This window comes from Streptomyces sp. CNX435 (assembly GCF_059570575.1).
The window spans coordinates 277,916-292,327 of the sequence record NZ_JCANTA010000004.1; the positions used below are offsets into that span (position 1 = coordinate 277,916).

Below are 14,412 nucleotides of genomic sequence, written 5' to 3' on the forward strand. Positions count from 1 at the left end.
ATCACGGCAAGCGGCCTTTCAGGCACCGCGCGGAGCCGGTCCAGTGGCGGGGTGTCATGGGTCGGCCCCGGCCGGTGGCGTGGCGCCATGGGTTCCGGGGCCGTGTCGGTGAGTTGGTGAGTCGGTGAGTGGGTCAGGCGTTGGGGAACTCGTCTGCCTTGACCGCCGCTACGAAGGACCGCCAGGCGTCGCCGGTGAAGACGAGGTCCGGGCCGTGGGGGTCCTTGGAGTCGCGTACGGGGACGGCGGGGTGGCCGTCGGCCACCTCGATGCAGCTCCCGTTGCTGGCCCCGCTGTAGCTGGACTTGCGCCACGACAACGTTCTACGGCGTCTGAGCCGGCAGTTGAAGCAACCGGGCGACACCGTCGCCGCGGCGTGCAGACCCTCAGGCGGCGCCGGCCTCCGGCGGCGCGCCGCCCCCGCGCGTGCGATAGCGGGGGGGGGACTCGCCCACCTCGCGTTTGAAGGCGTGGGAAAACGAGCTTTCGGACCCGTAGCCCAGTCGCGCGGCGAGGGTCCCGACGGGCACGTCGTCCTGCGTCAGCGCGCGCCGGGCGAGCAGCATGCGCCACCGCGTCAGGTAGGCGTGCGGCGGTACGCCCGCGGCGGCCCGGAACCGCACGGAACGGCGAGCAGCGTCAACTGAGCCGGCCGGCGCATCCGTTTACAGCCCGGAGAAGGAGCGCTACCGTCGGGAGCGCTCCCAAACGTATGACGTCTGCAAGGACCCGCTCTCCCGGCCGACCCCGTCGGCACCGGGAGGAACCCCCCATGACTGGTCCATGGCCCGGTCACACGAGGAAAGGGAGAAAGAGATGAGATACAGATCCCTCTTGGTGCCGCTTGTGGCTGCGGCACTTCTCGTCATGGCCGCTCCCGGCTCGGCGCTGAGCAGCAGCGCCGACGCGGGCACGACGCCCACACGTGCCGGCGCCGCCGACCCGACCGCCGGATGCGGCCAGGCTCCGACGCTGACCAGCGGTACGCACACCATCTCCAGCAGCGGCCAGAACCGTAGCTACATCCTCAGGATCCCCGCCGACTACGACAACAGCCGCCCCTACCGGTTGATCTTCGGAATGCACTGGCTGGGCGGCACCGCCAACGACGTCGACTCGGGCGGATCCGATGGGTACAACTGGTCCTACTACGGGCTCAGGCGCCTGGCGGACAGCGCGGACAACGGCACGATCTTCGTGGCGCCCCAGGGCCTCAACAACGGCTGGGCCAATTCCGGCGGTCAGGACGTGACCCTCGTCGACGACATACTCGGGGAGATCGAGGCAGACCTGTGTGTCGACACCGCGCAGGTCTTCTCCACCGGTTTCAGCTACGGCGGCGCGATGTCGTACGCCCTCGCCTGTAGCCGACCGGCGGTCTTCCGCGCGGTGGCGGTCTACTCCGGCGCGAACCTCAGCGGCTGCGACGGCGGTACGCAGCCCGTCGCGTACATGGGGCTCCACGGCCTCAGGGACAACGTGCTGCCCATCTCTTCGGGACGGTCGCTGCGTGACACGTTCGTCAGGAACAACGGCTGCGACCAGCAGAACCCGCCCGAGCCGGGGCAGGGCAGCCTGACGCACGTCGTCACCGCCTACTCAGGGTGCGACACCGGGTATCCCGTCGTGTGGGCCGCGTTCGACGGAGGTCACGACCCGGGTCCCATAGACGGGTCCACCGGCGGCGGCTGGCAGACCTGGACATCGGGAGAGGTGTGGAAGTTCTTCACCCAGTTCGACTCGTCCACGCCCCCCACGCCCACCGGCCATTAGATCCTGGGCGGGCAGGCAGAGCTGACACAGGCGTTGGGGCCAGGCACCCGCCCGGTCTGGCCCCACACCTGCCACGCCAGCCCTCTGACCACCCAACGCAATTCCTGACGTGCGCGCGATCAGGACTGCCGAGATCCGGAGGAACAATGAGGAAAGTGCTTGTGCTCGTCGGCGACGCGGCCGAGGAGCTGGACGCGATGTACCCGATCTTCCGCATGCGCGAGGCGGGCTACCAGGTGGACATCGCGGCGCTGACGCGCCGGGACGTGCAGCTGGTGATCCACGACTTCGAGCCCGAGTCGGACGCCTACACGGAGAAGAACGGGCGCAAGCTCCCCGTCGACCTGGCCTTCTCGGAGGTCGATCCGGCGGAGTACGCGGGCTTGGTCATCCCCGGTGGTCGCGCTCCTGAGTACATACGCGTCGACGCCCATGTCCGTCGCATCACGGAGTACTTCTTCGCCCAGAACCTGCCCGTGGGCACGGTGTGCCACGGACCGCAGGTGCCGGCGGCCTACGGCCTGCTGAAGGGTCGCAAGACGGCCGCGTTCGGACCGTTGGCCGTTGACATGGAGATCGCCGGCGCGACGGTCGTCGACGAGCCCGACGTCGTCGACGGGAACATGGTCTCCTGCCGGGGCTGGCCGGATCTGCCGGAGTGGTCGCGGGCGTTCGTGTCGGTCCTCGAACGCTCCAGCGCCGCGGCCTGACCGCCGTCGCGTGAGCTTTCCCGTGGGTGGCGCGCGCCCGGACGTGGCGAGGACGACGCGCCCCGGCATCGAGGGACGGACGGTCCGGGCCGCCGGGTGGGAGACCTATGTGCGCGAGGCGGGTTCCGGCCCGCAGGTCGTCCTGCTGCACGGCTCCGGCCCGGGCACCACGGGCGCCGCCTGGGAGCCGCTCATGGCCGCGATGGCGCCCCGCTTCCGCGTCATCGCGCCCGACTTCGCCGGCTTCGGCCGGAGCAGGCCGCTCCCAGGTTCGGCGTCCGACGACGGGTCCGACGGGTCCGACGGGGAGCACCCCTACGGCCGCCGCGCGTGGACGGCGCAGGTCCTTCAGCTCCTGGACGAGCTGGCGCTGGACCGCTGCGCCGTCGTCGGCAACTCCATGGGCGGCGCCATCGCACTGTCGGTGGCGCATGCCCGGCCGCGGACGGTCACCCGGCTGGTGGGGATCGGCACCCTCGGGCTCGACATGCCGCTGCCGCCGGGTCTGGACCAGCTCTGGGCGTACCGGCCCGGGCGCGCGGCGGCCCGCGGGCTCCTTGAGCTGCTGCACGTCGACGAGGCGTTCCGCACCGACGAGGCCGTCGAGGCGCGGCTGGCCGCCACGCTCGAACCGGGTCCGCGCGAGGCGTTCGCCGCCATGTTCCCGCCGCCGCGCGAGCGATGGGTGCGTGACCTCGCGCTGACCGCCGGCGAGCTGGCGCAGATCCGGGCGCCCACGCTCCTGGTGCACGGCGTGGAGGATCGCGTCGTGCCCCTGGAGTCCAGCACCCTGCGCCTTCTGCACCTGCTGACCGATGTGCGGGCGCACCTGTTCGGGGCGTGCGGGCACGCCTCACCGGCCGAACGACCGACGGAGCTGCACCGGCTCCTGACGACCTTCCTGGAGGAGTCATAGACGGCATCGACGACTTCGCGATCCTGCGCACACCCGCCCAGGTGATCTTCGGCGCCGGGATGGCCTCGGCGACGGGTCCTCTCGCCGCCGGGTACGGCGACCGCGCGCTGGTCGTCACCGATCCGAACATCGCCGGGTCGCCCGGGTTCGCCTCGGTGCGCACCTCGCTGCACGAGGCGGGTGTCGACGTACACGTCTTCTCCGAGGCCGTCGTGGACGTGCCGCAGAGCACCATCACCGAAGCGGTCGAGTACGCCGCGGAGTACCGGCCGGACGTGGTCGTCGCCGTCGGGGGCGGGAGCACCATCGACCTCGCGAAGGTCACCGCGCTGTTGGCGAGCCATCCAGGCCCGCTGAGCACCTACTACCCCGTGGAGTCGGTGCCGGGTCCCGTGCTGCCGCTGATCGCGGTGCCCACCACGGCCGGGACGGGCTCGGAGGTCACGCCGGTCTCGGTGATCACCGACGCGACGACGCAGATGAAGGTCGGCATCGCCAGTCGGCACCTCATCCCGCGGCACGCGCTCTGCGACCCGCTGCTGACCGTGGGCGCACCGCGGACGGTGACCGCTCACTCGGGGATGGACGCGCTGGCCCACGCCGTGGAGTCCTACATGGCGATCCGCCAGCCCCCGGCCCCGTCCTCGGTGCTCGCCCGGCCGCAGGTCGGCAAGAACCTGCTCTCCGACACCCTCGCACTGACCGCGGCCGGCGGCATCTCCGCGAACCTGGCCCGCGTCGTCGACGACGGGGACGACCTGGACGCCCGGTCGGCGATGCTCTACGGCAGCCTGCTCGCCGGCATCGCCTTCGGCAACGCCGGCGTCACCGCCGCGCACGCCCTCCAGTTCGCGGTCGGGGCGGCGACCCACACGTCGCACGGGCTCGGGACCGGTCTCCTGCTCCCCTACGTCATGGAGTTCAACCGGCCGGCGCGCCTCGCCGAGATGGCCGCTCTGGCCGGGGTGATGGAGTGCACCGACCCCGTGGCAGCGGTCCACGAGCTGGGGCTGCGGGTCGGGCTGCCCGCGTCGCTGGCCGAGATCGGGGTCGAGGCCGGTGAGGTCCGCGGACTTGCCGAGGCTTCGATCGGCATCAGGAGACTCATCGACAACAACCCCGTGCGGCTCGACGTGGACGCGCTCGAACAGATCCTGATGGCGGCCTGGCACGGCGAGCCGAACCGGCTCAGCGAGGCACGCGTGTGAGGTCGCGGACCGCGCGCTCAAGATGCCGAGCAGGGCCATTCGCTCAAGACCAGGGTGGTGCGGAAGCTATTGACGCTCCCGTGAACCACGGTCATCATACGTATCACATTCAGCAAGTCGACCAATGGTCGAAATATCGAACATTGCCGCTCAGGCGGCGAGCCGCACCACCCAGGCATCGCATCGCCCGCACCGTCAGGGGCTCCCCCAACCTCGTTGGCGTTCACGGCAACGCGCCACGCGGAATACCCGGGGTGGATCCGACGGCCCCACCACCGGCGCCGGACATGCGATACGGACCCCCCACGAGAGGTCAGTGTCATGCCCTCGTCACAATCGCCATCATCGCCGTTCTCATTAAGCCGCCGCGGACTGCTCGCCACGGCCGGCGCCGCCGCGGCCGGCGGCCTGCTGCTGAGGGTCGGCACCGCACGGGCCGCCGGCCGCCTGCAGGAGTACACCCCGGACTGGCCGTCGGTCGACCAGCACCCACCGGCTCCCGAGTGGTTCCAGGACGCCAAGTTCGGCATCTACTTCCACTGGGGGGTCTACAGCGTCCCCGCGTTCGGCAACGAGTGGTACCCCCGCAACATGTACGCCGGCGGCTCCGCCGAGAACGCCCATCACGGCGCCACCTACGGGGACCCGTCCGCGTGGCCGTACCACAACTTCATCAACGGCGCCCAGGACCTCGCCGGCAACCACGTGCAGTTCGCCCCGAAACTCGCCTCCCAGGGCGGCGCCTTCGACCCCGAGGAGTGGGCGCAGCTGTTCGCCGACGCCGGCGCCAGGTTCGCCGGGCCGGTGGCCGAGCACCACGACGGCTACTCGATGTGGGACAGCGCGGTGAACGAGTGGAACTCGGTCGCCACCGGACCTGGGCTCGACCTGGTGGGCCTGCACGCCGACGCCATCCGGGCGCAGGGCCTGAAGTTCATGGTGTCCCTGCACCACGCCTACCACTTCACCGGCTACTACGAGCACGTACCGGCGCAGTCCGACCCCAGCCTCCAGAAGCTGTACGGCCAGCTCGACCGGAACGCGGGCAGCCAGCTCTGGTACGACAAGCTCGCAGAGGTCATCGACGGGTACGAACCCGACCTCATCTGGCATGACTTCAACCTGCCGCAGGTCAACGAGGACAAGCGGCTGGAGTTCCTCGCGTACTACTTCAACCGGGCCCTCGCCTGGGAGAAGGACGTGGTCGTCACCTACAAGGACGGCTTCAACGACAAGGGCGAGGTCTTCGACTACGAACGCGGCGGTCCGGCCGACATCCAGATCCCCTACTGGCTGACCGACGACAGCATCTCCAGCTCCAGCTGGTGCTACACCGAGGGCATCGGCTACTACTCGCTGGCGGCCATGCTCCACTCGCTGATCGACCGGGTCAGCAAGAACGGCAACATGCTGCTCAACATCGCGCCGATGGCCGACGGCACCATCCCCGAGGAGCAGCAGGCGCTCCTGCGGGGCTTCGGGGACTACCTCGGGCGCTTCGGCGAGTCCATCTACGCCACCCGGGCGTGGACGGACTACGGCGAGGGCCCGACGGAGATGGGCGGCGGTTCCTTCACCGAGCCGGTGGCGGGAACCAGCGAGGACATCCGGTTCACCCGCGGCAAGGACAACACGGTGCTGTACGCGACGGTGCTCGGCTGGCCGGGCGGCATGCTCACCGTGACGACGCTGAGCGCGGACCGGATCGACCTGAGCACCCTGACGGCCGCTCAGCTCCTCGACTCCACGGCCGGGTCGTACATCGACCTGCCCGACACCGTCCAGGACGGTGCCGGCCTGCACGTCTCGATGCCCGCGTCCGACGCGCCGTTCGACGCCCTGGCCTACGTGATCAAGCTGACCTTCTCCGGCGAGATCCCCGACCTGCGCGGGTGAGGACTGCCCGGCACCGGCACTCCCGTCCCCGACACCCGCATCCCCCACCCTGTCACCCGCAAAGGAGCAGACAGTGCAGCCCCCATCGGTTCATCTCCCGGTACGCACCCCGCGCAGGCGGCGCTCCCCGGCCGCGATCGCGGTGTCCCTCATGGCGCTGCTGGCCGCCGTACTGGCCACCGCGTCGACGTCGTCCGCCGAGGTCTCGGCACAGGCCGAAGGCACCTGCGACATCTACGAGTCAGGCGGCACGCCCTGCATCGCCGCGCACAGCACGACCCGCGCGCTCTACGGCTCGTACGACGGCAGCCTCTACCAGATCCGGCGCGCCTCGGACGACACGACCCTCGACATCGGCGTGCTGACGGCGGGCGGCCCCGCCGACGGCACGGCGCAGGACGCGTTCTGCGCCGGCACCTCGTGCGTCGTCACCGTCGTCTACGACCAGTCCGGCAACGGCAACGACCTCTGGTACCAGGGATCGGAGCAGGTTCCCGGCTCCGACCAGAGCAGCCCCGCAGACGCGATGACCGAGTCGCTGGCGGTCGGCGGCGACAAGGTCTACTCACTCCACATCAAGCCCGGGAACAGCTACTGGCGTGACGGCCACGAGACGGGCGTTCCCACCGGCGCCGATCCCGAGGGCATGTACATGGTCACCAGCGGCACACACGTCAACGGCGGCTGCTGCTTCGACTACGGCAACAGCGAGACGACGAGGACGGCCGACGGCGCCGGCACCATGGACGCGATCAACTTCAGCACGCAGTGCTGGTTCGGCGGGTGCGAGGGAACGGGCCCGTGGGTGCAGGCGGACCTCGAATGGGGCCTCTACCCCGGCGGGAGCCAGCAGTGGAACCCCCAGCAGCGTGCCTTCACCGACCCGTACGTCACGGCGATGCTCAAGAACAACGGGACGACACGGTTCGCTCTCAAGGGCGCCGACGCCCAGTCCGGCAACCTCACCACGCTGTGGGACGGGTCGCTGCCCCCGGGATACAGCCCCATGAAGAAGCAGGGTGCCATCGTCCTGGGCAGCGGCGGCGACTGCTGCAAGCCCGGCGGCGGCGCCAACCTCAGCGAGGGCACCTTCTATGAAGGAGCCATGGTCTCCGGCTACCCGTCGGACGAGACCGAGGAATCGGTGCAGGCCAACATCACGGCCGCCGGCTACGCATCATCGGCCAACGGCGGGTGACACAGCGCCGGTCTGACAGCGACGGTTCCCGCCGCCGCCCGGACCCGGCCCGCTTGCCCAGGACACCTTCCCTTCTCCGGCCGGCAGCGCCGGAGCCGCATCCCATTCGAGAGGAACCCCCCACATGAAGAAACAACACCGCAGACGCCCACGCGCCCTCGTGGCGCTCGCCATGGCGCCGCTGCTGGCGGCCGGCGCCCTGACGGCGACCGCGTCCCAGGCCCAGGCCGCCGAGTCCCGGGTCCTGCTGTTCACCAGGGCCGTCGGCTACGTCCACGACTCCATACCGGCCGGCATCCAGATGTTCCAGGAGGAGGCGGCCGAGCAGGACATCGAACTCGTCCAGACCGACGACCCGGCCGTCTTCGACGACGCCGAGCTCGCCGGGTTCGACGCCGTCGTCATGCTCCAGAACTCCGGCATGGTCTGGGACACCGACGCACAGCGCCAGGCCATGCAGGACTACATCACCGGCGGCGGGGGCGTGGTGGCCATCCACAACACCCTCGACGCGGGCATCGAGGACCAGTTCCCCTGGTGGGACGACACCATCAACGGCGGCGCCCACATGCCCGGCCACGCCGCCGGCGGCCAGAACGGCACCGTCCACGTCGAGGACCCGGACCACCCCTCGACCCAGGAGCTCCCCGCATCCTGGACGAAGACCGAGGAGTGGTACAACTTCGCCCCCAACCCGCGGCCGAACGTCCACGTGCTCGCCACCGTCGACGAATCGACCTACGACCCGGGCCAGTTCGCGATGGGCGACGACCATCCCATCTCCTGGTGCAGCGTCGCCTCCGGCGGAAAGGTCTGGGCCACCGCCATGGGTCACGACGCCGCCACCTACGCGGAGGAGCACTTCCGCAACCACGTGATGGGCGGCGTGCAGTGGGCGACGGGCACCGCGCCGGGCGAGTGCGGGGAAGCGGCACCCAACCAGGGCACCTTCGAGAAGAAGACGCTCGACGACGACACCCTCGATCCCATGGAACTGGACGTCGCACCGGACGGCCGCGTGTTCTACATCCAGCGCGGCGGCGCGGTGCGCATCTTCGACCCGGCGACCCAGTCCACCACCAACGCCGGAAACCTCAAGGTGTACACCGGCGGTGAGGACGGGCTCATCGGGCTGGCCCTCGACCCGGACTTCGCCACCAACAACAAGGTCTACCTCAACTACTCCCCCGCCGACAGCGCGGAAGACGTCAACAGAGTGTCCGCCTTCACCCTTCAGGGAAACACTCTGGATCTGGCAAGCGAGCAGAAGGTGCTCGACGTCCCCGCCTACCGCGACCGGACGTTCCCGGAGCCCGGACACACCGGCGGCAGCCTCGACTTCGGCCCGGACGGCAGCCTGTACATCGGCACGGGCGACGACACGGCGCCCAACCTCGAACCGGCCTGGCAGGGCTACGCCCCGCTGGACTGGCGCCCGGGCCACGAGATGCAGGACTCCGCGCGCACCGCCGGCAACACCAACGACCTGCGCGGCAAGATCCTGCGTGTCCAGCCCACCGACGGCGGCGGATACACCGTCCCCGACGGCAACCTCTTCCCCGCGGGAACGGCGGACACCCGTCCCGAGATCTACGCCATGGGCTTCCGCAACCCGTTCCGCTTCTCCGTGGACCCCGCCACCGGCGACGTGCACATGGCCGACTACGGACCTGACCGCCGTGGTGGGACCGACAACCGCGGCCCCGCGGGCCTGGGCGAGTTCAACGTCATCACCGAGCCCGGCAACTACGGCTGGCCCTTCTGCCACGGCAACAACGAGGCCTACGCCCCGTACAACCCCGACAACGGCCAGGTCGGCCAGAAGTTCGACTGCGCCAATCCCGTCAACGAGTCCCCCAACAACACCGGGCTGACCGAGCTGCCGCCTGTCCAGCAGCCCGACATGTGGTACGGCTACGGCGCCTCGGCGGAGTTCCCCGAACTCGGCCAGGGCGGCATCGCCCCGATGGCCGGACCCGTCTACCGCTTCGACGCCGACAACACCTCCACCACCAAGTTCCCGGAGGCATTCGACGGCTCGTCGTTCTTCTACGAGTGGGACCGCGGCTTCATCAAGGAGATGCGCTTCGACGGCGGCGGGCTGGGGTCCGTCAACGCCTTCATGTCCGGCACCAGGTTCATCAAGCCGATGGACATGACCTTCGGCCCGGACGGCTCGCTCTACGTCCTGGAGTGGGGCAGCGCCTTCAACGGCGGCAACAACGACTCCGGCCTCTACCGCATCGACCACGTAGGCGCCGCAGCCACCGGCTGACCCGTCGGATTCCAGACGCCCTGAGTCTGGGACGTTCCCGGACCACCGGGCCACGCAGCACTCCCGCAGGCCCTCCGGTTCACCGGAGGGCCTGCGGGCACCCCACACAAGGAGGCAAAACCACCATGCGCCGCCCCCACCGCAAGCGCAGCCTGCACCGTCTCGCCGCCGCCCTCGCCGCCGCGACGGCCACAGTTCTGATCGCCACCGGCCCCGGAGCCGCCCAGCCGCCGCCCCGGACCCTCGACGACACCGTCACCGTCGACTTCTCGGCCGACCTGGGCGCTCCCCAGCACCACGCCTCCGGCATCCTCTACGGCATCACCGAGGACGGCTCCAATCCGCCGGACGAGTTCTTCACCGGCATCGACTTCCGCTACGAACGGGCCGGCGGCGCCCAACTCGCCCCCGGGGGCTGGGTCTCCGACGGCTACGAGCGGCGCTGGAACTCCACGCTCGCCCAGTACCGGCGCACCGTCGACCTCGGCGGCACGTTCCAGATGCTGCCCCACGATCTCTGGGGTGCCGACGGCAGCGCCATCCCCCGCTTCCCCGGCGACAACGGCGACTGGTCGGACTACGACGCCTTCCTCGACCGCCTGATCTCGGACATCCAGGCCGCCGACATCAATCCGCAGTGGGATATCTGGAACGAGCCCGACCTCTCGATATTCTGGAACCGGTCCCAGGAGCAATACCTGGAAATGTGGGACCGCACCTACGCCAGGATCCGCGAGGAACTCCCGAACGCGGTGATCGTCGGCCCCAGCAGCGCGAACGAGCCCGCTCAGGGCAACGGCTGGTGGAGCGCGTACCTCGACCACATTGCGGCTTCCGGCACCGTGCCCGACATCCTCAGCTGGCACGAGATCGGCGGCAGCCCGCACGGCCAGGACCCCGTGGGCAGCAAGGCAGCCCTGCAGGACATGATCGCCGCGCGCGGCATCACCGTAGACGAGTTTCAGGTCAACGAATACGCCTGGCCCGAGCAGCAGAATCCGGGCAACTCGGGGTGGTTCATCGCCCGCCTGGAGCACGCCGACGTCGACGGCCTGCGCGCCAACTGGGGCTCGGGCAACGGCCTCCACGACAACTTGGCCGGACTCGTCACCCAGGCCGGCGGTGCCTATCAGCCATTGGGCGACTGGCAGCTGTACCACGCTTACGCCCAGATGACCGGCACCCGCGCCGACGTCACCCCGGGCGCCGATCTCGACGGATACGCGACCGGCGACGACGAGGCGCACCGCGCCTCCGTCCTCCTGGGCACCAAGGGCTCCACCGGCAACATGTCCGTCGACCTCACCGGCCTCGACGCCGTGACCGGCCTGGTCCAGGACGGCACCGTGCGCGCCGTCGTCGAGCGCGTGCCGTGGAAGAACGGCGGCGTGGTGAACGGCCCGGAAGCCGTGTCCGACGAGGTGCTGACGGTCGAGGGCGACGCGGCCACGGTCACCGTCCCGTGGACCGACTATCACGACGCCTACACCGTCACGCTGCTCCCGCCGGAAGCGTCGTCACCCTGACGTACCGCACTCGGCCCGCATTCCCCGCGGGCGGGTGCAGCAGGGCCCTGACCAGGACGTGCGTCCTGGTCAGGGCCCTTTCTCGGGCGGCCGGGGCGGTAGCCCCGTGGGTCTCCCGTGGGTCTACTGGGCCGACGGCTCGTAGGGGCACTTGTGCTGGTACCTGGCGACGCCGTCGGTGTCCGCCATCTCCGGGCAGAAGAACTGGGTGTAGCGGGTGTCGTTGTCGATCCAGACCTTCAGCCACGGGATCGTCAGGCGCGTGACGTTCGCGTTCCCCCACACGGGGAATCCGTGACCGCCGCTGCTGAGCTGGACGTAGGCACCGGGGGTGCCGGCCGGCAGGGTGGCGTAGAGCCCGTCGAGAGCGCCGGGGGTGATGACGGTGTCGTCCTCTGCGCCCATGATCATCGTCGGGACCTGGAGGTTGGCCAGGTCCTGCGAGAACGAGGCGGGCGCGAAGGGAACCGCGGCCTGGAGGTCCGGCCGCTGCGTGGCCGCGTGGATGGCGCCGCCGCCGCCCATGGAGTGGCCCATCACGCCCAGCCGGTCGGGATCGACGCGGTCGCTGACCGGGCTCTGCTGGGTGAGGTAATCCAGTGCGGCCAGCAGTTGCTCGCCGCGGGCGTTGTCCCAGTCGGTGGGGGTGTTGGTGTCGATGCCGATGACGACGAAGCCGAAGGAGGCGATCCAGTGCCCCATCCAGGCGCCTTCGGCGTCCCAGCTTGCGGTGTAGCCGGGCACGACCGCGACCGCGCCCCACGTGCCCAGGCTGGTGTCGGTGGGGTAGTAGATCTTCCCGCCGTTGAAGCCGTGGCCGGGCTCGACGTCTATCTCCTCGGTGGCGAACGTCCCGCGCTCGGCCCTGACGCTCTCCACCGTGGGGTCCGGGCCCCGCTCGTACGAGTCCTGCTGGGCGGACGCGGGTTGCATCGCGACCACCGCCATGATCAGGCTGAGGACGGCGGCGAGCGCGGACGCGCCGAGCCGGCTCCACCCGCTTCTCGCGCGGGGGCGTGCCCGGCGGCTCGTCGCGAAGCCCGCGGGCACCGCGATCCTGGTGACATTGCGTTGCATGCTCGTGTGCCTCCTTGTCACTGTGCTGGCCGGGCCATCGCGTGGCTGGCTGCCGCACGAGGCCGACCGGCGTCGTTGCCGATAGGGGGCCGGATCACGGGACACCGGGACTGTTCACTCAGGTACATGCGGATGGCGCTCCGGGACGTGGGCTTGCCGGACGCCACGGAGGAGGGCACAGGTCGTACGGAATATCGAACGACGATCGGCTTTCCGAACGGAAAGTAGGCTCGAAGCGTGTCCACGTCAATGCCTGGAACACGACGAATCCGCTCCGGCCGGCTCCGGCAGGAGCCGTGCCCGCTCCGCGCCGAGCGCGGAGATGCTCCGCACCAAGCGCCTCAGATCTCCGGCCGATCGCCGGCCCACGGGTGCGCGCGCTCGAGCTGGCCGGCGAGCGACAGCAGCCGGTGCTCGGCGTACGCCGGCCCGACCAGCTGCACGCCGACCGGCAGGCCCAGCTCGTCCCGGGACACCGGAACGGCCGCCGCCGGGTAGCCGAGCACGTTCCACGTCGGGTAGTACGCGATACCCATGGTCAGCGCGGCGAGGGTGTGCGTCGCGCCCGCGCCGTGGTAGCGGCCGATCCGCGGCTGCCTGGTGGTCCAGCCCGGCTGGAGCAGCACGTCGTAGTCGCCGAAGAACGCGCGCATCACCGCGTCCAGCCGGGACTCGGCGGCCCGTACCCTGGCCAGCGCGCCGACCGGGATGCGTCGGCCGAACGCGGCGACCCGGCGGGTGCGCGGCTCCAGCCATTCCGGGTGGGGCAGGGCGCCGACGTCGTCGGCGACCCCGCGCAGGTAGCGCGCCATGAACTGGGTGCTCGGCCGGATGCCGAGCGGCGGGTCGGCCTCGGTCACCTCGTGGCCGAACGCGCGCAGGCGTTCCGCCGTCTCCAGCACGGCCTGCCTGCGCACCGGCTCGATCGGCGGCTGCTTGCCCAGGGGCGCCTTCCAGGCCAGCGCGATCCGCAGCCGGCCGGGGTCGGCGTCGGCGGAGTCGCGGTAGAGCCTGCCGGGGTGGTGGTCCTCGTCGACGACTGCGTCGAGCATCACGGCCGCGTCGGCCACTCGCCGCCCGAGCGGGCCGAGGACCGACAGGCCGTGCCAGTGCTCGTTGCCGGCCGGGTCGGTGCCCAAGTCGATCAGCCCGCGGGTGGTCTTGAGCCCGAACACGCCGCAGAAGTTCGACGGTATGCGCACCGAGCCGCCGCCGTCGGTGCCGGTGGCGAGGCCGACTATCCCGGCGGCGACCGCCGCCGCCGACCCGCCGGACGAGCCGCCCGGGGTGTGGTCGGGGCCCCACGGATTGCGGGTTGCACCGTGGGCGAGGGTCTCGGTGAACGGCCACAGGCACCGGTCCGGCGTGTGCGTGTGCCCGACGATCACGGCGCCGGCCCCACGCATCCTGGCCACGGCCGGCGCGTCCCGCTCCGCCGGCGGAAGCTGCGCCCGCCCGCCCCGCGCGGCGACCTCACCGGCCACCTCCGTGTCGTCCTTGACGGCGACGGGCACGCCGAGCAGCGGGGTGCGCACCCCGGCGTCGAGCCGCCGCTGGGCCTCGGCCGCCTGGGCCCGCGCGCTGTCGGCGTAGACGGCGCGGAAGAGGTTCAACCGCGGATTGACCGCATCCGCGCGGCGCAGCACCGCTTCGAGCAGCTCGGGTGCCGTAGCGGCGCCATCGCGCAACGCCTGCGCCTGCGCGGCGGCGCCGGCCCACAACAGCTCACCGATGTCAGCCTGCTCATCCGGCGGCTGTACAGTGCCCACGCCCGCTGCCTCCCGCCCGACCGGCTGACTTGACCAGCCTTCCAGCACACGGCCGGAACGCGGA

Annotated in this window: 8 protein-coding genes and 4 pseudogenes; 8 read left to right on the forward strand and 4 right to left on the reverse strand. The window is 70.7% G+C overall.

Going from position 1 to position 14,412, the window contains the following annotated elements; translation table 11 throughout:
- Positions 1-133: 133 nt before the first annotated feature.
- Both T328_RS10240 and T328_RS10245 read right to left on the reverse strand, forming a co-directional pair.
- The gene (locus tag T328_RS10240) at positions 134-319 is read right to left on the reverse strand and encodes a DUF397 domain-containing protein (RefSeq protein WP_496495621.1); all 186 of its coding nucleotides are present in this window, start codon (positions 317-319) and stop codon (positions 134-136) included.
- Between the two features lie 67 nt (positions 320-386).
- Positions 387-623, reverse strand: a complete 237-nt coding sequence (locus tag T328_RS10245; protein ID WP_496495622.1) for a helix-turn-helix transcriptional regulator — start codon at positions 621-623, stop codon at positions 387-389.
- Between the two features lie 193 nt (positions 624-816).
- Here T328_RS10245 and T328_RS10250 point away from each other — a divergent pair.
- From T328_RS10250 to T328_RS10285, 8 genes and pseudogenes are all read left to right on the forward strand, one after another.
- Positions 817-1,761 (forward strand): annotated as a pseudogene (locus T328_RS10250) (CE1 family esterase); the annotation flags it as partial.
- Positions 1,762-1,919: 158 nt separating this feature from the next.
- Positions 1,920-2,483, forward strand: a complete 564-nt coding sequence (locus T328_RS10255; protein WP_496495623.1) for a DJ-1/PfpI family protein — start codon at positions 1,920-1,922, stop codon at positions 2,481-2,483.
- A gap of 10 nt (positions 2,484-2,493) precedes the next feature.
- On the forward strand, positions 2,494-3,399 hold the full coding sequence (locus tag T328_RS10260; protein ID WP_496495624.1) for an alpha/beta fold hydrolase: 906 nt from the start codon (positions 2,494-2,496) through the stop codon (positions 3,397-3,399).
- A complete protein-coding gene (locus tag T328_RS10265; RefSeq protein ID WP_496495625.1) occupies positions 3,324-4,607 on the forward strand; it encodes an iron-containing alcohol dehydrogenase in 1,284 nt (427 codons plus the stop codon). Before T328_RS10260 ends, T328_RS10265 begins: the two co-directional genes overlap by 76 nt.
- A gap of 321 nt (positions 4,608-4,928) precedes the next feature.
- A pseudogene (locus tag T328_RS10270) lies at positions 4,929-6,497 on the forward strand (alpha-L-fucosidase); the annotation flags it as partial.
- A gap of 226 nt (positions 6,498-6,723) precedes the next feature.
- Positions 6,724-7,701: pseudogene (locus T328_RS10275) on the forward strand (arabinofuranosidase catalytic domain-containing protein); the annotation flags it as partial.
- Positions 7,702-7,825: 124 nt separating this feature from the next.
- A pseudogene (locus T328_RS10280) lies at positions 7,826-9,952 on the forward strand (ThuA domain-containing protein); the annotation flags it as partial.
- 149 nt (positions 9,953-10,101) lie between these two features.
- Positions 10,102-11,502 carry a beta-xylosidase gene (locus tag T328_RS10285; RefSeq protein WP_496495626.1) on the forward strand — a complete coding sequence of 467 codons (1,401 nt, stop codon included), beginning with the start codon at positions 10,102-10,104 and terminating at the stop codon, positions 11,500-11,502.
- A 123-nt stretch (positions 11,503-11,625) separates the two neighbouring features.
- Here T328_RS10285 and T328_RS10290 read toward each other — a convergent pair whose 3' ends face one another.
- Both T328_RS10290 and T328_RS10295 read right to left on the reverse strand, forming a co-directional pair.
- Entirely contained in the window at positions 11,626-12,579 is a 954-nt protein-coding gene (locus tag T328_RS10290) for a dienelactone hydrolase family protein (RefSeq protein WP_496495627.1), read from the reverse strand.
- Positions 12,580-12,920: 341 nt separating this feature from the next.
- Entirely contained in the window at positions 12,921-14,348 is a 1,428-nt protein-coding gene (locus tag T328_RS10295) for an amidase family protein (protein WP_496495628.1), read from the reverse strand.
- Between the last annotated feature and the right edge of the window lie 64 nt (positions 14,349-14,412).

Bases quoted from the DNA above. Each gene is read 5' to 3' on its own strand.
- T328_RS10285 (WP_496495626.1), top strand. From the start codon at position 10,102: ATGCGCCGCCCCCACCGCAAGCGCAGCCTGCACCGTCTCGCCGCCGCC.
- T328_RS10290 (WP_496495627.1), bottom strand. From the start codon at position 12,579: ATGCAACGCAATGTCACCAGGATCGCGGTGCCCGCGGGCTTCGCGACG.
- T328_RS10255 (WP_496495623.1), top strand. From the start codon at position 1,920: ATGAGGAAAGTGCTTGTGCTCGTCGGCGACGCGGCCGAGGAGCTGGAC.